Source organism: Pseudanabaena minima str. Chao 2107 (assembly GCF_051131155.1).
Taxonomy (GTDB): Bacteria; Cyanobacteriota; Cyanobacteriia; order Pseudanabaenales; family Pseudanabaenaceae; genus Pseudanabaena; species Pseudanabaena minima.
The window spans coordinates 3,019,298-3,039,850 of the sequence record NZ_CP159508.1 but is presented as its reverse complement, the minus strand read 5'-3'; the positions used below and the strand labels follow the sequence as shown (position 1 = coordinate 3,039,850).

Below are 20,553 nucleotides of genomic sequence, written 5' to 3'. Positions count from 1 at the left end.
AATTGACGATTGTGAGATTTTATTGAGCAGCAAGACTCTTGGCTAATGTAATTGTTATTGGGGCACAGTGGGGTGATGAAGGTAAAGGCAAAATCACAGATTTGCTGAGCCGCTCCGCAGATGTCGTTGTTCGCTACCAAGGCGGTAATAATGCAGGACATACGGTCGTCGTTGGCGATCGCACCTTTAAGCTACACCTGATTCCTTCGGGAATCCTGTATCCCAAAACGGAATGCATCATTGCCAGTGGCACAGTGATCGATCCGAAGGTGCTTCTTGAAGAAGTGGATCGACTCAAAGATTTGGGTATATCAACAGAAAACCTATTCATTGCCGAAACCGCCCATGTCACCATGCCGTACCATCGTGTGCTAGATCGCGCCTCAGAGGATCAGCGAGCCGAACACAAAATTGGCACAACAGGTCGCGGCATCGGACCGACCTATGCCGACAAATCCGAGCGTGTCGGTATTCGGATGATTGACTTAATGGACGAACAGCGTCTAGCGAAAAAGCTACGTTGGGCGATCGAACAGAAAAACATTGTTTTACAAAAGCTATATAATTTAGAACCACTTGATGCCGAAGCGATTATCGAAGAGTATCGTGGTTATGCCGATCGCCTCCGTCACCACGTAGTTGATGCTTCGCTCAAGATCGATGCAGCTATTCGTGAGCGTCGTAATATTTTGTTTGAAGGGGCACAGGGAACATTGCTTGATCTCGATCATGGTACATATCCCTATGTCACTTCATCAAATCCCGTTGCAGGTGGTGCTTGCATCGGTGCTGGCGTGGGCCCAACTTGCATCGATCGCGTAATCGGTGTAGCTAAAGCATATACAACTCGCGTTGGCGAAGGACCTTTTCCGACCGAGTTGCACGATGACATTGGCAATCACATCGGCGAGATCGGTGCAGAATTTGGTACAACCACAGGGCGCAAGCGTCGTTGTGGTTGGTTTGACGGCGTAATCGGTCGTTATGCAGTACGGATCAATGGGCTTGACTGCCTTGCGGTCACCAAGCTTGATGTACTAGACGATCTCGAAGAAATCAAAGTTTGTACTGCCTACGAACTTGATGGCAAAGTCACACGCGACTTCCCCAGTGATGCGCGAGCCTTTGCTAGAGCAATCCCCATCTACGAAACCTTACCTGGATGGAAGCAATCAACTAGCGAATGTAAAACCGTTGAAGAGTTACCCACAGAAGCCAAAGAATATCTTAAATTCCTAGCTGACTTGACTGGTACTCCGATCGCAATCATCTCTCTAGGCGCAAGCCGAGGACAAACCATTATCGTTGAAGACCCTATTCATGGTCCAAAACGCGGTTTGTTGAGAGCTTAGGTTTAGCTTTTAGCTTCTGGGTTAAATCTAGGCAATGACAATTACCAAATTAAAAGCCAATAGCCAATCGCTAACGGCTAAAAGCCATTAAGCAATCATAAATTACCAAAATGCAACTACAAATTAACGCTACTACTCGTCCCCCAGCTAACAATCGCGCTCTGCGTCGCGGTGGTCAAATTCCTGCAACTGTATATGGACACAAAGGATCTGAGTCAATCTCGATCGCTTTAGATGCTAAAGAAGCAACTACCTTACTTCGTGAAGCTACGATCAATAACACAATGATCGAAGTAAATGTAACCGATGGTGACTTCAAAGGCAAAACATTATTGCGTGAAGTGCAAAATCATCCTTACAAAAATGATATTTATCACCTCAGCTTTTTTGCGATCGAGGCTCAGTCGAAGATCGAAGTAGACATTCCTTTACACTTCGTAGGTGTACCTGTAGGTGTAAAAGTTGGTGGCGGCTCCGTTGACACGATCAAGAACTATGTACGTGTATCTTGTTCTCCAAGCAATATCCCTGAAAGCTTTGAAATCGATATTACTCCTCTCGAAATCGGTAAGGGTGTGCATGTTAGCGAAATTGACTACCCTGAAGGTGTTAAGCCTGTAACCGAAAGCACTGCTCTCGTTGTTACCATTCTCAAGAAATAAAAAAAGGGGCGCGAAGCGCCCCTTTTTTTATACAAGAACGATATGCCGATCGCGATCGACTTTTAACCAACCTTCATCCTGTAATAATTTCATTGCTCTAGTAACAGTGACACGGGTACTGCTAATGGCACTGGCAAGGTGTTGGTGCGTAAGACGCACAGTTAGACGAGTTCCACCGTCAACAGGGATGCCAACTTCTTGCTTGAGCAGAAGCAGGATTTGGCGGAGACGCTCTTCTACCCGTTTGTTACTAACTAGCGCTAGCAAAGCTTCCGTTTGCTGAAGACGACGATTAAGATGTTGCAAAATGCCATGATAAAGTTGCGGTGATTGTTCTAGCTCAATCAAGGTAAACCGCATCAAGTCAACATCTGATAGGGAAATCGCTTGATAAGGTTCAAGATTTGTTAATGGCAACCCAAAGGGCATTGCTTGTACTGCAAAGCCAACCAAAACTTCATCGCCCGAAGGATGCAGGGTATTTAGTTGCACAACACCACGACAAACTACCCATACTTCATGAGGATACATGGGAATAATTTGTCCACTCTTGTAAGTGTGCATGGTGCGACCGCGATAAATTTCTTCGAGCGATCGCCGCCAATCGGTTACAGAATGGGTGGAGTTAAGATCAAAACTTGAAAACGTATATGTCATAAAAGCGTGAGGTACACATTAGTGATCCTATGTGTTTCTCGACACTATCGGGTTAAGCCTAGTTTATCTAATCAATAAATTCTTCTTAAATTCTTACATAAAAAGCATGAGGCGGGGCTTTGCCCCGCCTCATGCTTTTTATGTAAGAACTAGCGTAGTGTTGTTATCTTGGGGTGGAATATCGCTAAATGCTTCAAAATATTCTTTAGCCACTAAAGGAAAGTTGGGAAACTCAAATTTGGCATCACCATCAGCAATATATGCCCAAAAGTAACGAAGTTGTGGCGTTAGGGTTTCGGCTAACTCTACAGGCAAATTTAGAGGCGCGTGCGTAAGTAACCTCAGGACAAACGGATGAGAATGATTTCCCATCCATTCCCGCGAGAAATGTAGTAGATCCGCTTGCTCAGGAATCGATTTGACGCGAAAGGATTCTATTTCTAAGCGATCGCCTGCTGCATCAGAAATGTAATTGAGAACGCGGTAAGGGTGAGGATAGCTCACCAGAGAACCCGTAGTGATGTCATAGAGATTGTAGCGATCGCTATAGGCGATATCCTGCACATGGAGATGTCCAGTAAAGACTAACTTCACATTTGCCTGATGTAAAATTTTGCATAGCCGCTCATTATTCCCCAACATATAGCGTTTGCCGAGAGCATTGCGGGACTGATCATGCATATGTTCCAATACATTATGATGAATTGTCACCAAGTTCAATTCATAATCTTGGTTTTCAAGAATCGATTGCAACCAAACTAACTGCTCATCATCGATCCAGCCGATTTGTTGTCCATCAGCATCAAATTGATTAGAGTTCAATCCAATTAGCCGAACTTTAGGTAATACTTCGCATTCATAGTAGAGTTTATTTGGTGCGCTAAGTCCATGCTCAAAGCCAAACTTGGTATAGTGAGGAGAGAATTTATCAAAGGTATCGCTCCTTGGTACATCATGGTTTCCTGCAATCACATAGACAGGATAAGGAAGTTTCGCAAGTCGCTCCGATAGCCATTGATGGTTGTCTGGTTCTCCATGCTGTGTGAGATCCCCTGGTAAAAGGAGAAAGTCTAAGTCTAGGTTAGCAAGGTGTGACAGTACTTCTTCAAATGCGGAGATGCTGTACTCAACAAGATGAAATCGCGCAGGATGCTGCCAAATCGTATGGGGCAATGCGATATGCAAATCAGAGGCGATCGCAAATTTAAACTTAAGTGCCACCTAGATCCAAACCATGAATAGTTACCTTTTGATTATAGGGTATAGCTAGATATAGACAATGCTATCCATAGGTTACCTATGCCTATATAGCGGCAAAATGACGTTTATAATAGGCTTACAGCAATTATCGATCAAGCTAACCGCGAGAGATTTTTTACAAGTTTGGATTTGCAAAACTTGTAAAAAATCTCTCGGTTTGGGTTTGAGTGCAAAGTGCTGTAACACGTTGTTTTATGCTTGAAATCTGAATGGCTGAATTAGCTCTATCGTCGGCTCTAGTTAATCGTGCTGCTCTCACACCGATGATGCTGCACTATATCGAAATGAAAGAGCAGTATCCCCATGCGGTGATGTTGTATCGGTTGGGAGATTTTTTTGAAGCATTTTTCGAGGATGCAGAACTAATTTCGCGGGAATTGGAATTAGTATTAACAGGGCGTGATGGTGGTAAGGCGATCGGGCGCATCGCCATGGCAGGTATTCCGCACCATGCCCTCGATCGCTATGCTAATCAGTTAGTCGAAAAAGGCTACTCGATAGCCGTTTGCGATCAGATGGAAGCAGCTTCAGAAGCACAAGGTCTAGTAAGGCGTGAAGTCACAAGAGTGATTACCCCTGGAACCGTGATCGAAGAGGGAATGCTGGCGGCGAAGAAAAATAATTTTTTGGTGGCGATCGCTAATGGGGGCGAAAATTGGGGCTTAGCCTATACTGATATTTCAACTGGTGAGTTTTCGGTCACCCAGTTAAATAGTACTGAGCATTTAATTCAAGAACTATTACGTTTACAACCTGCGGAAGTCCTCATTCCCATTGATGTTCCTAATCCACAACTATTTCGTGGTTCTAAGGGTGAGAAAACGCAAGCTTTTTGGGAAGGAATTTCGCCAACAAAGCAATCGAGTTTACCTGAACCCTATAGCGCCTTACCTGAAAGCTTTTGCTACACACCGCGATCGCAATCTGCCTTTGCTTTAGCTGAAGCTAAACAGAGGATTCTTGATACCTTTAGAGTGCGATCGCTTGAGGGGTTTGGCTGTAAGTCTTTGCCTCTAGCAATTAGAGCCGCAGGTGGAATTTTAGAATATATAGAATCCACTCAAAAAAGTGTGAAAATGCCATTGCAAGGGATTTCTACCTATGCGATCGCTGATTACTTAATTCTGGATAATCAAACACGCCGCAATCTCGAAATTACGCAAACCGTGCGTGACGGTACTTACTATAGTTCACTCCTATGGGCGCTAGATAAAACCACCACGGGTATGGGTAGCCGAGCCTTGCGCCGTTGGCTATTGCAACCACTTAAGGATATCAACGCGATCAATGAACGGCTCGATACAATTACAGAACTCCTAAAGCAGCATTCTCTACGCAAGAATTTAAGAAGTTGTCTGAGTCAAATCTATGACATTGAGCGCCTATGCAGTCGAATTGGTGCAGGTACGGCAAATGGACGTGATTTAATTGCTGTAGCAGTATCACTAGAAAGGATGCGTGATGTTGCAGATGTGGTGGCGAGATCCAATTCTTGCTATTTAAAAGCTTTGCAGTCCGTTCCATCGGAACTATTACAACTTGGGGATCAATTACAAAGAACTCTCGTTGAAGAACCGCCAATTTATATTACCGAAGGTAATATTATTCGTTCAGGAGTAAATGAACAACTCGATCACTTACGTCAACAAAGCCGCGATGATGTGGAATGGTTAGCAACTTTTGAGAAACAAGAAAAGGAACGTACAGGTATTAATACGCTTAAAGTTGGCTTTAATAAAGCTTTTGGCTATTACATCAGTATCTCTCGCGGCAAGAGTGAACAAGCTCCTGCGGACTATATCCGTAAGCAGACCTTAACTAATGAAGAGCGTTATATTACACCTGAATTAAAGGAGCGTGAAACCCGAATTCTCAATTCTGATAGTGAATTGAAGCAATTGGAATATGATCTGTTTGTGGAATTAAGGTTACTTACCGCTAAACATATCGAACCGATGCGAACCCTCGCCGCTGCCCTTGCTGCTGCTGATGTGTTGTGTAGTCTCGCTGAAGTTGCCGTTACCTATAACTATTGTCGTCCCAAAATTACTAGCGATCGCGCGATCGCTATTTGTAATGGTCGTCATCCTGTAGTCGAACAGTCTCTCCCCGCAGGTTTCTTTGTTCCTAATTCCACCTATTTAGGGTATGGCGATCAGGCTCCTGATTGTCCAGATTTAATTGTGCTGACTGGTCCTAATATGAGTGGCAAAAGTATCTATTTGCGGCAAGTGGGACTAATTCAATTAATGGCGCAAGTAGGTAGCTTTGTCCCTGCTGAATCCGCAACCTTAGGTGTATGCGATCGCATTTTCACCCGTGTTGGTGCAGTCGATGATCTTGCCACAGGTCAATCGACTTTTATGGTGGAGATGAATGAAACTGCAAATATTCTCAATCATGCTAAAGATCATTCGCTGGTATTACTTGATGAAATTGGGCGTGGTACTTCGACCTTTGATGGCATGGCGATCGCTTGGTCAGTCGCTGAGTATATTGCCAATAAGATCAAAGCACGCGGTATTTTTGCTACCCATTACCATGAACTCAATGAACTCGCGAGCCTACTTCCCAATGTCGCCAATTTCCAAGTTACGGTCAAAGAATTAGAAGACGAGATTATTTTCTTGCATCAAGTCCAACAAGGCGGCGCAGATCGTTCCTATGGTATTGAAGTGGGGCGCTTAGCAGGTTTGCCTGCAAGTGTGATTAGTCGTGCTAAGCAAGTTTTAGAACAAATTGCTAAAAATAGCCACATTGCTACGGGCTTAAGATCGAGTGGATCAACTAAAGCTAGTCAATCAGGCGATCGCTCACCAAAGCCCTCATTAAAATTGGCTAAAGATTTACCTAAAGAAGCGCAAATGACAATTTTTGATACACATTCTCCATAGACTAAATATGATGGTTTGTGTAATGTTTCCCCAATCTCTACTTTTCGAGATTTTTAAAGATTGCTATAAAGTGCTATAACTTTGGGCAAATTAATACTAGATGTATTTTAATAAATCAGTTTTATTGTCTTAAAAAAATCATTTAAATCAAGATATAGCGCTTTTTAAGTAAGCGAAGTACACAGGTTTGTTTCCTCGCCTTCATCGTGGAAACAAACCTGTACTTCACCAGACTGATGAACGCTACATACAACATAATAAATGACTAATTACAGTAATTTATGCTTAAGGAATTGATGTATTTTGTTGAAATTATCTCTTTTGTCGTAATTTCAACAAAATCCAACTATTTATTTGATCGTAAATTAATATAAATTATTCACAAAATTGATACTGACAGTAATATTTATATAGGCTACCAAACGTAAAATTTCTAGCAGCAAAACCTATGACTAGCCTCAAAAATGTCCTTGAGGAAATCGTTGTTGTCGAGGTACAAGAGCAAACCAAGCACCTCAGCCCAGCCGCCCGTGAAGCAATTAACCTTAGCGAGGTAGCAGCTTTTGCACTCAATCGATTGCCAGTGCTCTATGCAAGTACCAGCCGAGGCTGGCTGCAACAACGCAAACGTGCCTACAATGAACTACAGCAGCAGATTGTCAGTGCAGTGCAGCAAGCTCTGCTAGGAGTAAAGCGCGATCCTTTGCGAAAATCGACCAAAATTGCAGCCAGTAAAGTTGAAACACCTGCTCATATTTTGGCGAGGCTACAAAAACTTTTCAGTAAGTCTTCTTTGCAATGGCAAGATGTGCCACAAGCTTTTCAGGAAGCTCTTACTTTAGTCAGTCACAAACCAGAATATGCAAGTTTAAGTATTAACGATCGCCATCGATTGCAAGAAATTAAAGGCTATTTACAGCGTAAAGGCTCTCATCATCAAGATCTTCAGTCTTGGCAAAATAACATTGAATTGCCAAATCCTGAACTTAAATCTTATATTCTTTCGGCTTCTTATTTCCTAATTAATGTTTTAGAGGATTTAGCAAAACAGGAAATACAAAATCAATTGACCCATATGGCAAATGTTTTGCCTCGTAAAGTGGGGATTGATGATGTATGTGCATATGTACTCAATCGTCTCCCCCCCCTGTATGCCACCACTGAACAGGGTGTAATCTGGCAAACCCAAAAAGCAAAAGAGCAACTATCTAGCCAGATTGAATCAACTGTAATTCAATCACTAATGACTTTAGGAAAAACACCCCGTCGTCTAGCAGACCCGATCCCATTACTCAAGTTTGCAGAAGAATGTGAACAAGCTATTAGTGAACTACGTTTGATTTTTCAAAGGGAAGATATTACTTGGCGAAATATTGCCAACCTAGCAGAATATGCGATCGCCCATGAGAGGCAGGGGATGACCTATTGGCGACAACAGTGGCGAATGTTAGGACAAATTTACAGTGAAATGTATTTAAAACCGGGGGATGCAGAACTATCTCTTAGTCATAATTCAGAGGGAGAAGTTTTAATTGTGCGCGCACATACAAAAGAAGCCTTTGGTTGGCTAGCAGATAATCCCAAAAATCTAGGCATCAGTACTTTACGGCTTTTCCCTGCGGTTGCTGAGATTGAACTTTATGGCTTTTTCTTAGATTTCTCAATTAACTATACCCGCGAAGAAATGGCAGCCGATGGGATTATTTGATTTTTTAGTTTATTGGTATAACCTAAGATGACCATAACAGTTGCTAAAAGAAATCGCCCAAAAAATCGATCAAATTGCTGAGTTAAATACTCGTAAAACTATAGCAGCAGCAACTTATGTGTTGGCTGGTTTGGTCTTAGACAAAAATATTATTAAGCAGATTTTGAGGAGAGACATCATGCGCGAGTCTGTAACATATCAAGAAATTTTGCAAGAAGGTCGCCAAGAAGGTCGCCAAGAGGGTCGCCAAGAGGGTCGCCAAGAAGGTCGCCAAGAGGGTCGCCAAGAGGGTATGAAAAATGCACTGAAGATTATTATTTTAAAGCAGCTTACGCGCAAGTTTGGCACGTTGCCGCCAAAGCTACATTCACGAATTATCAGATCACACATCCCTCGTTTAGAAAGTCTCGCTGAGGCAATCTTAGATTTTGAGAGTTTGACTGATTTAGAAAATTGGTTAAAAAAGAAATAGTTTTTAAAAGTGAGAGTGGTTGCAATGCGATTCCTCTCGCTTTTTATTTTTATATGATAATAAACAGAGAATAATAGCTAAATGCATCTGCTCAACTATGACTAATAGCAATAATAACGATGGTAAGCGCGAGATCAAGATTTACAAGAAAACTTATCGCTTGCCAGCTTTGTCAGGGGGAAAGTTAGATCAATTACAAAAACAGATCCGTCAACGCAATGAGCATTTGACCAAGGGGCGATTAGTTATTAGAAAAGAAGAACAACGGGGCATATTTAGCAAAAAGGTCATCGAACATAAAACTCGTCAGGTTCTTAGCTTTGAAGAACGCTATCGAGAGCTAAATGCGATCGTGCAAAATTATGACGAAATGGTGCGGGTTCTCAAGCATCATCAGTATGACTATCAAAAGTTTTTTCAGGAATTAGCGAAAGAGATTAAGGAAACCATTGGCGAAAATTGTAATGCGATCGCTGAAAAAGAACAAAAGAGACTGCGCAAAGAACAGCAAGAACGTCAGAAAGCCAATCCTAATCCCCAAGCTTTAGCGATGCTGGGTAATATGCAGTCTCAGCTTTTTGAAATTGCCAAATCAACGGGCTATGCGGCAGTGCTGATGCTCAAAAAGTTGGACTTGATGAGTGAGAGCTTAAAACGTATTGCTAGTGATCAGGACTCGCAAAAGCAACTATTGGCTCAAGTACTGGAAGAAATTAGGTCACAAAAGGATCTCTATGAGTTGCAATTAGAAATTAATGCGCTGCAAGCTAAGACTGCGGAGTTTGTGGATATTGCTCTAAATTTTGAGGAATACATGAAGCCGTTTATGGGCAGTTTTCAGGATTTATTGACTAATGTCTCAAGGGTAGACAAAGAGCTATCTAAGGCGATGGATGAGATTCAGAATATTGCGAATCTGTTGGAGGCGCAGCAGTTTCGGAGTATTGAATCTGACCGCGAATCTCAGCGTATTGCCAATTTCTTAGCAACTGGGGAAATGAAAAAAGATCGGCTACAGGATGCTCTAGAGCAAATGGGTAATGTGAGATCGGAGGCGGAATTTGATGCTCAGATGATGGGAACTGGTAAGGGGGTAACAATTGCCGATTGTTTAGGAAATATTCGTGAATTTCTTGATTTAAAACTAGAGGAAATCAAGGAAATTGATATACCAGCGATCGCTGTGAATGAGCCAGATTTGATTTTTGATACTTATCCATCTATTTATCCATCTGAGGATAGCCTAACCCTAGATCTTGGTAATGGCGTGACGTTAGAACTAGTCAAGGTTCCCGCAGGAAAATTTATGATGGGAAGTGATGAGTATGCCAGTGAGAAGCCCATTCATGAGGTGCAGCTACAGGAATTTGTGATCGGTAAATATGCGGTCACTAATGCCCAATGGCAATCGGTGATGAAAACTAAAGGCTCAACAAATTGTGACAAAAAGTTTCAAGGGGATTTGCAGCCCGTTGTGGGAGTGTCATGGCATGAAGCTAGGGCATTCTGTAAGAAGCTATCACAACAGACAGGAAGGGAGGTAAGACTGCCCACTGAGGCAGAATGGGAATATGCCGCGAGAGGTGGCAATCAAAGTAAGGGCTTTACCTATGCTGGTAGTAATAATCTGGGTGATGTCGGCTGGTACGCTGATAACAGCGGTAATGTAACGCATCCAGTTGGTCAGAAAAAGACTAATGAGCTTGGCATTTTTGACATGAGTGGTAATGTCTGGGAATGGTGTTTAGATGAATGGCACGATAGCTATGCTAATAAGCCAGAAAATCTCAAGAAACAGGGAAATCAGCCTTGGGGTGATCTTAATGTAGATGATAATGATAATCGTTATCGCCTGCTGCGCGGCGGTTCTTGGAACGACTTCGCTAGGTATTGTCGTGCTGCTGTTCGCGGCAGGGTCGACGCGCGTGTTCAGGACGATCGCTTTGGTTTTCGGGTTCTTCTCGTTTCTTCTTCGTGAGGACTTTATTTACCCTTTGCTCTTTTTCCATCTTGCCCTTTATCTTTTCTCATTTCGCCTTTGGCGATCAAAATTTTTTAATAACCCATTACCGCTTACACTACAAGTAACTATCCTTGTTTACAATTCTTAGAAATTGTGGCACATAGCTTGGGATTGAGTTACAACCTGCTGCGCGGCGGTTCTTGGAACAACAACGCTAGGAATTGTCGTGCTGCTAATCGCAACAGGAACAACGCGCGTAATCAGAACAATCGCTTTGGTTTTCGGGTTCTTCTCGTTTCTTCTTCGTGAGTACTCTCTATCATCAGAATTAATGTAAGTGATTGCATTAAGCGTATACAGAGAGTCCAGACTCCTTTCCAGTGACGCAGGTGACTGTTTCCAAACATAAAACCGAGTCAGTTAGTTTAGTAGGTGCGCCGAACCCCTAGCTGATTCACCCAAACTTTAACATCACCAAATGCCTGAATTATCGATCATCCAAAAAACCTACGACCTCATTAAATGGTATATTCCCATCCTCAATCGCCTACCCAGACAGCATAAATACCACTTAGGCAGCCGTACTATTGATACTCTCTACAACTTGCTGGAAGGACTACTCAAAGCCAAATATTCCAAGCAAAAACAAACGCAACTTGAAGCCATCAATATATCCTTAGACATTCTCCGTTACCAAACTCGACTCCTATTCGACTTCTCACAGCTATCTACAGAACGCTATGAACATGTCAGCAAACTCATCACCGAAATCGGCTGCGAACTAGGCGGCTGGCTCAAGCAATTAACAAATACCCATGAAGCGTTACGGAAACCTCTACTCGCAAATCATCAGCTTTGAAAACCTGCTCTTTGCCTCCCAAAAATCCCAAAGAGGCAAACGTTACCGCGACAACGTACTTGCCTTTAACTTCCATCTAGAATCCGAACTTCTGCAAATTCAATCCGAACTCCTCCATCAAACCTATCAACCCCAAAGCTATCACACTTTTCAAATCCACGAACCTAAGCCAAGATTGATATCAGCAGCCCCCTATCGCGATCGAGTCGTTCACCATGCTCTCTGTAATATCATTGCCCCACTGATAGAATCTAGCTTTATTCCTGATTCCTATTCCAATCGCATCGGCTACGGCACTCACAAAGCAATTAGACGCTTCACACACTTTTCCCGATCTAGTGAATATGTGTTTCAATGTGACATCCAGAAATATTTCCCTAGTATCGATCACGAAATCCTGAGAAATATCCTACGTCAAAAAATTAAATGTCCGCAAACCCTCTGGCTAATTGACCGCATTATCCATAATAGCAACGACCAAATACCAGTTTGTGACTATTTTGCAGGTGACGATCTCCTCACTCCCATCACTCGCCGTAGAGGGCTACCAATAGGCAACCTCACCAGTCAATTTTTCGCTAATGTCTATCTCAATAACTTTGATCACTACATTAAAGAAAAGTTGCAAATCAAAAAATATATTCGCTATGTTGATGACTTTGCCTTTTTTAGCAACGATCACTTAGAGCTTTCTCAAGTTCGCCATTCTATTGAACATTATCTAGCCTCACTTCGGCTCAAAATCCACCCTATCAAAAGCCAAATATTTGCCACCAAACAAGGTGCTAACTTTCTTGGTTTTCGCATTTTTACTACCCATATTCGTGTTCGCAGTAATAACCTTCGCCTTGGCAAGAGGAGAATACGAATTCTTAAAAAAACTGTTTTTATCGGTAAAATCTCAGCATCATTCGCCTATTTCGCCATACTAAGTTGGTTTGCCCATCTTGCACATGGTGATACATGGAAACTGCGATCAAATATACTATTCATCTAGCTCCACCCCTAGTTGACGTAATTTTTCCGCAAGGCGATTAGCTCTCTGGCTCTCCTGCTCTGCTCTTTGGCTTTCCTGCTCCGCTCTCTGCTCTGCTGCTTGAATGGCTAATTCTAACTCTTCTAAGGTTCGCAACTTTTCGCCATTATCGAGACGGTAAAAACTAATGAGATATTCATCAGCCTCTAACCTCAGTTGCAATACCTGACTGCAATGGTCAGTGATTGGCTCATATATCTCTGCGGCATTGAGACGATAACCACGCAGTTGTTCAGTGATCCATTCCCCATAGGGATCAAACAACCAATATTCTGTGACACCTAGTTGCTCATAGAGCATTTTTTTGAAATTAAAATCAGTATCTTTGGTTCCTGCGGATGTTACTTCGATGATCATCGCTGGGTTTTGCTTCCATTCCCAGATTTTGTAATTGTCATAGAGTTTCTTATTGATGTCAAAGACTACCATTACATCAGGCGCAACTCTTGCTTTAGGATTACCTTCGATGTAATAGAGAAATTGATCGGCAAAGACAACCGCTTGCTGATTTTGTAAATATAGGCGCAATAATCCGAAGGTGTTGAGAATTGCGGAAGCGTGCTGTTGGGTTTCTGCCAATGGTTCTCCGTCTGAACTGGGATAGATGATTTCTGGGGTAGTGCTAGACAGCGATCGCTCTTCGGTGATGGCTACCATAGTTAACTCTTGGCTAAGGATTTATATAAAATTATAGGCTAATAGCTTCTAATCGGATAGTTTGGGTCGCCCACTCAGAGAGCCGCAAAAACTATTTGAGTTTTAAAATCGCAAAGTTAAGTTAAAGCTCTATTCATCACAGGGAGTTTTGGAATATTTATAGCAACGCAAAAGATAGCTAGGATAAATCAAAACCCAGAAGATGAGGGGCGGTGCGAAGCGCCGCCCCTCATCTTCTGGGTTTTATATCCTAAGCAAAACTTATACCAACTCACAAAAGTGTGACAACACTTTTGTGAATTAAAACCCAAACTCAGAAAGGGTTTTAAAAACACAAAATGGCATAGCCATTTTGTGTTTTGGTATTACATTGCTATAGATCGCTGTTTGGAGAGTTAAGCAAGTTCAAGTTTATCGACGTGAAAATGGAATTCTCAAATTAGAAATGACTTTATTTATTAGTGATACGCTTTCTTCTCCGTTATTACCAGAATTTGCTTGCCCTTTAGTCCAGATTTTTGAATAAGTTTGCTAGAGAAGTTTGTAAATGAGCATATGTTCATTTGCAAACTTCTCTACATAAGGCGGTAAAGTAAAGCCAGATCTAGAAATTTTGTGTTTATGGCTTTTCAACGTGCTAGTGGAATTTTGTTGCATCCAACCTCCCTACCCAGCAAATTTGGGATTGGGGATTTAGGAGAGACAGCTTATCAATTCATTGAGTTTTTGTCGCGTAGTGGTCAAAAGCTTTGGCAAGTTCTGCCCCTCGGACCCACAGGATATGGAAATTCTCCCTATATGAGCTTTAGCGCGATCGCAGGTAGCCCTTATCTGATCAGCCCTGAACTACTAGCAAAACAACATTTGCTTAAGGAAGAAGATTGGGCTGATATTCCTGATTTTGATCAAGATCGCATTGATTTTGAGGCGGTAATGCCATACAAACGGAAATTGCTGGAGCTTGCTTTTGAGCGCTTCAAGCAGGGATATACCGATCAAGATCTCCAACATCACCACGATCTGTATTTGCTCCAAGAGCAGTTCAAAAAGTTTTGCTACGAAGAATCTGACTGGCTCGAAGACTATGTGCTATTCATGACATTACATGAACAAAACCCTAAAATTCTTTGGAATAATTGGGAACCTGCGATCGCCAGACGTGAGCCTCAAGCATTGCAACAAAAGCGCGAAGAACTGCACGAGCAAATTGAGTTTCAAAGATTTGTGCAATTCATCTTTTTTGATCAATGGCTGAAACTAAAGCAATATGCCAATATGCGAAACATTCAGATCATTGGTGATATTCCCATTTACGTATCTCACAATAGCGCTGATGTCTGGGCAAATCCCGAAAACTTTGCGCTCGATCCTGACACCTATGAAGTCTCTCAAATGGCAGGCGTACCACCTGACTATTTCAGCGCCACAGGGCAACTATGGGGTAACCCAGTCTATAACTGGGAATATCTTCAAGAAACTGACTTTGCATGGTGGATTGATCGCTTTAGGTTTTTAAATCGTTATGTAGATATTATTCGTATTGATCATTTCCGAGGTTTTGAAGCTTTTTGGCAAGTCCCAGCAGGAGAAGAAACAGCCATCAATGGTGAATGGGAACTTGCACCTGGAGCCAAATTGTTTAATAAGCTTAGAGAAGTTATGGGAGAATTACCAATTCTGGCTGAAGACCTAGGCATAATTACTCCTGAAGTGGAGAAATTGCGCGATGATTTTGGATTTCCGGGAATGCGCGTTCTAATGTTTGCCTTTGGCGGTGGCTCTGACAATTTTCATTTACCTCACAACTATGTCCGTAACAGTGTTGTATATACAGGAACCCATGACAATGACACGGCTGTGGGTTGGTGGCAAAGGGCTAGTAAATACGAAAAGGAATTATTCTACAAATATATAGTTGGGTTTGCCGCAGGCGAGCCGATCAATTGGGTACTAATTCGTTTGGCGATGGCGGCTGTCTCGGTAATTGCAATCGTGCCGTTACAAGATGTCCTTGGCTTAGACAACAGTGGTCGGATGAATACTCCAGGTACAGCAACAGGAAATTGGGGTTGGCGCTATAGCGATCCCAATTTGCTCAATCAAGATCTCAGCGATCGCCTACTTGAAATTACTCAACTGTATAGCCGCTAAAAAAATATCTGCACAAAATAAAGGGTTCACTTTGCGAACCCTTTATTTTAGTCTTAAGCAACTTGACACAAAATTTGGTATGAGAATATATATCTACTATTAACAAATTTCACAAACGATTCCCATAAAGTCGTTCTGACCCAAAACAATGTCTTCCCTCGCTTTTGAAGCTTTACTCATCATTTTGCTAATTATTGCCAATGGTGTTTTTTCGATGTCCGAGCTAGCAATTGTTTCTGCTCGTAAAGTGCGACTGGAGCAGTGGGCAAAGGAAGGAAATGCAAAAGCCAGAGCAGCTTTAAGACTGATCGCCTCACCTAATAATTTTTTGTCAACTGTACAAATTGGCATCACCTTAATCGGGATTTTAAGCGGTGCATTGGGTGGCGCAACTGTAGCCAAAACCTTACAAAAGTCATTAGACACAGTACCTCTAGTACAACCCTATAGTGAAACCCTTAGCTTTGCGGTTGTGGTCGGCATCATTACTTATCTGTCTCTGGTAGTTGGTGAGCTTGTGCCTAAACGCTTAGCCATGAGCAATGCTGAGCAGATAGCCTGTGCTGTTGCACCGCCCATGCGATTTTTTGCCAATATCGGTACTCCTGTTGTTTATTTGCTAAGTATTTCAACCGAAGCTTTACTTGGCTTACTAGGGATTCAGGCAACTGAAGAATCACAAGTTACAGAAGAAGAAATCAAGGTAATGATTGCTCAGGGTGCTGAGTCGGGGATGTTTGAAGAAGCTGAGCATGACATGGTTGAGCGTGTTTTTCGTTTAGGCGATCGCCCCATCAAATCTCTAATGACTCCGCGCACCGAAATCGACTGGCTGGATGTCGATGCCCCGTTTGAAGAAACGCAGCGCGAAGTCTTAGAGAGTGGACATTCACGCTTTCCCGTAGCCAGAGAAAACCTTGATGATTGTGTCGGTATTGTGGAAATCAAAGAATTCCTCAATGCAAGTCTTAATGGTCAGCAGATCGATCTAGTTAAGGTTAGCAGCCCACCTCTGTATGTTGCAGAGACAGCTAGTGCCTTGAGCGTATTAGAGCAGTTCAAACAATCTGGCGATCGTGTAGCGATGGTGACTGATGAGTATGGTGGTGTCGAGGGAATAGTAACCCTTACCGATTTACTCGAAGCGATCGTCGGTGATTTACCATCCAATGATCGACAAGGTGATCCTGATGCAATGCAGCGAGAAGATGGTTCTTGGTTGATCGATGGCATGATTTCCAGCGATCGCCTTAAAGAAATCCTAGAGGTAGAGGAGCTACCCTATGAAAAAGATCATAATTACCACACCCTCGGCGGATTGATGATGACCTATCTCAGGCATATTCCTATGGTTGGCGAACACTTTACGTGGGAAAGAATGCGTTTTGAAGTCGTTGATATGGACGGTAACCGTGTAGATAAAGTACTAGTTAATATCTCACCACCATTACCACCAGTAGAAGATGAACCAAAAAGTACTAAGCGAACCTAAAACCAAAAACAGGCTTGATGCAAGTCAGCCGAAGGCTGACTTGCATCAAGCCTGTTTTTGAGACTCCGCCAACGGCGGGCTTTCAAAAAACTGGTTTTTATAATGACAATTGCTGGATAGAAATCAAAAATTTGCAACTAATTACATTAGTTTGTTATACTCATTATCCGTTCGGCGGCATAGCCAAGTGGTAAGGCAGGGGTCTGCAAAACCCTCACCCCCAGTTCGAATCTGGGTGCCGCCTTTTTATTAAAGAGAGTGAATACAAAGCATTCACTCTCTTTTACCATGTAGTATTTTCCGCAATCTGCTTACCTTCAGTTTGCAAGTACTCCAGAAAAGCCTGAGCAACTACCGATAGCTGCTTACCTGCTAGATGAATCACATACCAGTGACAATGGATCGGAAAATTCTCCACATCTAAAATCGCAATCTGTCCTGAAGCCCCTTCTAAAGCGATCGTATGGCGCGACAAAATTGAAATTCCTAGACCACCTGCGATCGCCTGCTTAATCGCCTCATTACTCGCAAGCTCCATTTTTACTTTGGGCGTAACTTTGTGTTCATCAAACAACCTCTGTACATATCCCCTTGTCCCAGAACCCGACTCTCTCGTGATAAAAGGCTCATCAGCTAACTTTTGAATCGGAATATTTTTTTCATTTGCCAATGGGTGATCATGGTTTGCTAGGACAACTAATGGGTTGGCTAGAAATGGATGCGCCTTGACATCAGGCTCATCTGGAACTTGACTCAGAATATATAGATCATCCTTATTCTCAGACAGCCTTTCTAAAATACCGCTATGGTTAGTTACTTTCAGCGCTATTTCTACCCCAGGGTAACGCTGACAAAATGGACCAAGTAAACGGGGGATCACATATTTTGCTGTTGTCACCACTGTTATCTTGAGATATCCCTGTTTCAGTCCTTTCATGTCAGCAACACTCATCTCAAATTGAGATATGCGTCCAAAAATCTCTTGACAAGTGGTAAATAACTCTCGACCAGCCTGAGTTAAAAAAAGTTTTTTGCCTACCTGCTCAAACAAAGGCATCCCGATTGCCTTTGTCAAATGTTTAATCTGCATGGAAACAGTGGGTTGGGTGAGAAATAGCTCCTCAGCCGCACGAGTATAGCTTCCATGTCGAGCTGCCACTTCAAACACCTGCAACTGATGCAGTGTAATATGACTAGCTAATTGAGAATCAGATAAGTGGTAACTCATAAGAACGATAAAATCATAGATTACATTCTATGATTTTATCATTATTATATACTTTTATTCTATGTATTTAGTCTATATAATCTTTGCTTAAGCGATCTCGTAGAACATCTCGCAGTTGCTGATCAATCGACAGCTATACTTTCTATGGCTAAAGATCGCTATATATGAAATTTAGATGGTGTGAGTCGGTTAATGAACGTGAGGCAACAAGTTAAAAATTTATTTCGCCCATTGGCGAGCGCTTTTACTGATGAGAGCTTTTTAAAAGTAATTAGAAGAGTTGAAAACATTGTTTCTAAAATAATGGCGATCGCCTTAGTCGTGGTAATTTTTGGCGCATTATTTGACCTATTGCGGATACTAACCATTGATCTGTTTTTAACTGACCCTAGAGGAGCTTTTAGTATTCCTTTGCTCAAAATATTTGGGATGTTCCTGAATGTACTAATCGCACTCGAACTCATGGAAAATGTCACAGCTTACTTGCGCCACCATACAATCCAACTGGAGCTAGTAGTCATTACAGCGTTAACAGCGGTTGCTCGCAAAGTTATAATCTTTGACACCAAAGCTGATGGTGATTTGGCTGGGCTAGCGATCGCAGTTTTGTCTTTATCAATCAGTTACTGGATTGTGCGTAGCCAAAACAAGCCCCATAAAAATTAAAACCAACTTCTGTTTTTACATTCCTGTTGTTTAGAGAAATTATAGGTTACGAGAATCACGATTAGCTGACCAGTGATTCTTATTGTGGAAATAATCGGTTTTTTGAAAGCCTGCCATTGGCAGGCTTTCAAAAAACCGATTTTAGTGTTTACAGTGCCAAAGCAACTGTAAACACTAAAATCAGTTTCATCATGAGAATTGCTGCTAGCAGACCGACTCCATAGCTTTTTAAGCTAAAATTATGTTAAGAATTTAATCTGTAATATCAAAACTTTACCTACATATCTATATGACACAATCATTAACTAATTTTCTAGGCAGCCTTGTCGCAGGTGGTGTAGTTCTTGGTCTAATTTTCGCCGCCGTTCTGATCGTTAGCCAAAAAGATCGCATTATCCGCAGAGGTTAATTTAGACCCAAAATATAAGAGGCGGCGCATTGCGCCGCCTCTTATATTTTGGGTTTTGCATTTTGGATTTTGATTTAGAGAAATTTGCGTCAAGGCAAAGCGCTGTATTGTTATACTGATGAACAAAGACTGTCCCAAACACTGCTTACTTAATACATTTAGTGTTTGAGACCCAAAAATGCAGGTATTTAGGAGAAATATAGAGCCATGATCAACATCGGTGGCAACCCGCTAATGATTCTTTTGGCAATTGTTGCCGCTTTAGGAGGCGTGGGTTTATATTTTGTGCGAAACTTTCGCCCTGAACTAGCCCGTGACCATGACATTTTTTTCTCGGCGATCGCCTTAGTATACGGAATCATCTTGCTAGCTTTTAATTTTCGTATGGAAATTACAACGCAGTTAGCTCAAGTCCTAGTTGTGGGTTTTGCAGGATGGTTTGCTGTAGAGTCTTTAGTACTGCGCCAAGCTCTTGCTAATCAAGCCCGCAGAGCGCCTTCTAGTCCTCTAGTTGATGATGAAGAACCGATTGGTTCTGATTATCGGGTTGAGATTGATCCCACTCGTGAAATAGCTCCACGTCGCGATCGTGACCCATCACGTCGAATGAGAGGTTCTATTTCTAACAGTGCTGAAGCGAGTGAGCTGCGTGGAGACACTACAGATACACGTCGATCTCGTCGTCCGAAAAGGAGTAGTAATGATCCTAATAGTAATGACTCAGTAATTGATATCGACGAAAGTGATATTCGTCCTGTTAGTCCAAAACGTCGCCCAAGACCTAGCGATGATAATATAAGCGGAGAACGCCGCCGAAATCGGAATAGTGAAGCTGATAACTATGGCGAATCTCCTAAAGATACTGCTGCCACGTCTGGACGAAGACGCAGACCATCAAGCCGTCCTTCCTCATACAACAATACTGATGTATCAAATAACGACGATTTTTAGATTTGTTTGCTAGAGTTAATCAAAAATATACTTAGTTTATTTTTGATTTAAGCTATAAGTCTCCGTAGGTCAGTGACATATTAAACTGTTACCATTCCTACAACTTGATTTGATCAACCATCACTTGGGCTTTCGA

The 20,553-nt window shown here is 42.2% G+C and carries 17 protein-coding genes and 1 tRNA gene; 14 read left to right on the top strand and 4 right to left on the bottom strand.

What is annotated here, in order from left to right; all coding sequences use genetic code 11:
* The first annotated feature begins 38 nt into the window (after positions 1–38).
* Both ABM313_RS13775 and ABM313_RS13770 read left to right on the top strand, forming a co-directional pair.
* Positions 39–1,352 carry an adenylosuccinate synthase gene (locus ABM313_RS13775; RefSeq protein WP_434683771.1) on the top strand — a complete coding sequence of 438 codons (1,314 nt, stop codon included), beginning with the start codon at positions 39–41 and terminating at the stop codon, positions 1,350–1,352.
* A gap of 110 nt (positions 1,353–1,462) precedes the next feature.
* Entirely contained in the window at positions 1,463–2,014 is a 552-nt protein-coding gene (locus ABM313_RS13770) for a 50S ribosomal protein L25/general stress protein Ctc (RefSeq protein ID WP_434683770.1), read from the top strand.
* Positions 2,015–2,041: 27 nt separating this feature from the next.
* Here the strand turns inward: ABM313_RS13770 and ABM313_RS13765 are convergent, their stop codons facing one another.
* Entirely contained in the window at positions 2,042–2,671 is a 630-nt protein-coding gene (locus ABM313_RS13765; RefSeq protein ID WP_281009258.1) for a Crp/Fnr family transcriptional regulator, read from the bottom strand.
* A 138-nt stretch (positions 2,672–2,809) separates the two neighbouring features.
* Positions 2,810–3,892 (bottom strand): metallophosphoesterase family protein, encoded by a 1,083-nt coding sequence (locus ABM313_RS13760; RefSeq protein WP_434683769.1) that lies wholly within the window; start codon positions 3,890–3,892, stop codon positions 2,810–2,812.
* Between the two features lie 248 nt (positions 3,893–4,140).
* On the opposite strand from ABM313_RS13760, the gene mutS reads away from it, so the two are divergent.
* The 6 genes from mutS (at position 4,141) to ABM313_RS13730 (ending at position 12,824) form a co-directional block, all read left to right on the top strand.
* The gene (gene mutS, locus ABM313_RS13755) at positions 4,141–6,825 is read left to right on the top strand and encodes a DNA mismatch repair protein MutS (RefSeq protein ID WP_434683768.1); all 2,685 of its coding nucleotides are present in this window, start codon (positions 4,141–4,143) and stop codon (positions 6,823–6,825) included.
* Between the two features lie 448 nt (positions 6,826–7,273).
* Positions 7,274–8,533, top strand: a complete 1,260-nt coding sequence (locus ABM313_RS13750) for a late competence development ComFB family protein (RefSeq protein ID WP_434683767.1) — start codon at positions 7,274–7,276, stop codon at positions 8,531–8,533.
* A 40-nt stretch (positions 8,534–8,573) separates the two neighbouring features.
* A complete protein-coding gene (locus ABM313_RS13745; protein WP_434683766.1) occupies positions 8,574–9,005 on the top strand; it encodes a DUF4351 domain-containing protein in 432 nt (143 codons plus the stop codon).
* 97 nt (positions 9,006–9,102) lie between these two features.
* Positions 9,103–10,983 (top strand): SUMF1/EgtB/PvdO family nonheme iron enzyme, encoded by a 1,881-nt coding sequence (locus ABM313_RS13740; RefSeq protein ID WP_434683765.1) that lies wholly within the window; start codon positions 9,103–9,105, stop codon positions 10,981–10,983.
* 463 nt (positions 10,984–11,446) lie between these two features.
* The gene (gene avd / locus ABM313_RS13735) at positions 11,447–11,827 is read left to right on the top strand and encodes a diversity-generating retroelement protein Avd (RefSeq protein ID WP_434683764.1); all 381 of its coding nucleotides are present in this window, start codon (positions 11,447–11,449) and stop codon (positions 11,825–11,827) included.
* The gene (locus tag ABM313_RS13730; RefSeq protein WP_434683763.1) at positions 11,784–12,824 is read left to right on the top strand and encodes a reverse transcriptase domain-containing protein; all 1,041 of its coding nucleotides are present in this window, start codon (positions 11,784–11,786) and stop codon (positions 12,822–12,824) included. Before avd ends, ABM313_RS13730 begins: the two co-directional genes overlap by 44 nt.
* Here ABM313_RS13730 and ABM313_RS13725 read toward each other — a convergent pair.
* Complete coding sequence (locus tag ABM313_RS13725) at positions 12,813–13,520, bottom strand: Uma2 family endonuclease (protein WP_434683762.1); 708 nt, start codon at positions 13,518–13,520, stop codon at positions 12,813–12,815. The genes ABM313_RS13730 and ABM313_RS13725 overlap by 12 nt on opposite strands.
* Positions 13,521–14,141: 621 nt before the next feature.
* Between ABM313_RS13725 and malQ the strand changes: the two genes are divergently transcribed.
* The 3 genes from malQ (at position 14,142) to ABM313_RS13710 (ending at position 17,407) form a co-directional block, all read left to right on the top strand.
* A complete protein-coding gene (malQ, locus tag ABM313_RS13720) occupies positions 14,142–15,671 on the top strand; it encodes a 4-alpha-glucanotransferase (RefSeq protein ID WP_434683761.1) in 1,530 nt (509 codons plus the stop codon).
* Positions 15,672–15,819: 148 nt separating this feature from the next.
* The gene (locus tag ABM313_RS13715) at positions 15,820–17,163 is read left to right on the top strand and encodes a hemolysin family protein (protein ID WP_434683760.1); all 1,344 of its coding nucleotides are present in this window, start codon (positions 15,820–15,822) and stop codon (positions 17,161–17,163) included.
* Positions 17,164–17,336: 173 nt separating this feature from the next.
* Positions 17,337–17,407 (top strand) — tRNA-Cys (locus ABM313_RS13710).
* A gap of 39 nt (positions 17,408–17,446) precedes the next feature.
* Here the strand turns inward: ABM313_RS13710 and ABM313_RS13705 are convergent.
* Positions 17,447–18,391, bottom strand: a complete 945-nt coding sequence (locus ABM313_RS13705; RefSeq protein ID WP_190578589.1) for a LysR family transcriptional regulator — start codon at positions 18,389–18,391, stop codon at positions 17,447–17,449.
* Between the two features lie 198 nt (positions 18,392–18,589).
* On the opposite strand from ABM313_RS13705, the gene ABM313_RS13700 reads away from it, so the two are divergent.
* The 3 genes from ABM313_RS13700 (at position 18,590) to ABM313_RS13690 (ending at position 20,417) form a co-directional block, all read left to right on the top strand.
* On the top strand, positions 18,590–19,057 hold the full coding sequence (locus ABM313_RS13700) for a phosphate-starvation-inducible PsiE family protein (protein WP_434688474.1): 468 nt from the start codon (positions 18,590–18,592) through the stop codon (positions 19,055–19,057).
* A 289-nt stretch (positions 19,058–19,346) separates the two neighbouring features.
* Positions 19,347–19,466 (top strand): photosystem II reaction center X protein, encoded by a 120-nt coding sequence (locus ABM313_RS13695; protein WP_094533443.1) that lies wholly within the window; start codon positions 19,347–19,349, stop codon positions 19,464–19,466.
* Between the two features lie 207 nt (positions 19,467–19,673).
* Positions 19,674–20,417 (top strand): Ycf66 family protein, encoded by a 744-nt coding sequence (locus ABM313_RS13690; RefSeq protein ID WP_434683759.1) that lies wholly within the window; start codon positions 19,674–19,676, stop codon positions 20,415–20,417.
* Positions 20,418–20,553 lie beyond the last annotated feature (136 nt).

Coding starts and splice junctions, on each gene's coding strand:
- ABM313_RS13690 (WP_434683759.1), top strand. CDS start 19,674: ATGATCAACATCGGTGGCAACCCGCTAATGATTCTTTTGGCAATTGTT.
- ABM313_RS13770 (WP_434683770.1), top strand. CDS start 1,463: ATGCAACTACAAATTAACGCTACTACTCGTCCCCCAGCTAACAATCGC.
- ABM313_RS13730 (WP_434683763.1), top strand. CDS start 11,784: ATGAAGCGTTACGGAAACCTCTACTCGCAAATCATCAGCTTTGAAAAC.
- ABM313_RS13705 (WP_190578589.1), bottom strand. CDS start 18,391: ATGAGTTACCACTTATCTGATTCTCAATTAGCTAGTCATATTACACTG.
- malQ (WP_434683761.1), top strand. CDS start 14,142: ATGGCTTTTCAACGTGCTAGTGGAATTTTGTTGCATCCAACCTCCCTA.
- ABM313_RS13725 (WP_434683762.1), bottom strand. CDS start 13,520: ATGGTAGCCATCACCGAAGAGCGATCGCTGTCTAGCACTACCCCAGAA.
- ABM313_RS13740 (WP_434683765.1), top strand. CDS start 9,103: ATGACTAATAGCAATAATAACGATGGTAAGCGCGAGATCAAGATTTAC.
- ABM313_RS13695 (WP_094533443.1), top strand. CDS start 19,347: ATGACACAATCATTAACTAATTTTCTAGGCAGCCTTGTCGCAGGTGGT.
- avd (WP_434683764.1), top strand. CDS start 11,447: ATGCCTGAATTATCGATCATCCAAAAAACCTACGACCTCATTAAATGG.
- ABM313_RS13765 (WP_281009258.1), bottom strand. CDS start 2,671: ATGACATATACGTTTTCAAGTTTTGATCTTAACTCCACCCATTCTGTA.
- mutS (WP_434683768.1), top strand. CDS start 4,141: ATGGCTGAATTAGCTCTATCGTCGGCTCTAGTTAATCGTGCTGCTCTC.
- ABM313_RS13750 (WP_434683767.1), top strand. CDS start 7,274: ATGACTAGCCTCAAAAATGTCCTTGAGGAAATCGTTGTTGTCGAGGTA.
- ABM313_RS13715 (WP_434683760.1), top strand. CDS start 15,820: ATGTCTTCCCTCGCTTTTGAAGCTTTACTCATCATTTTGCTAATTATT.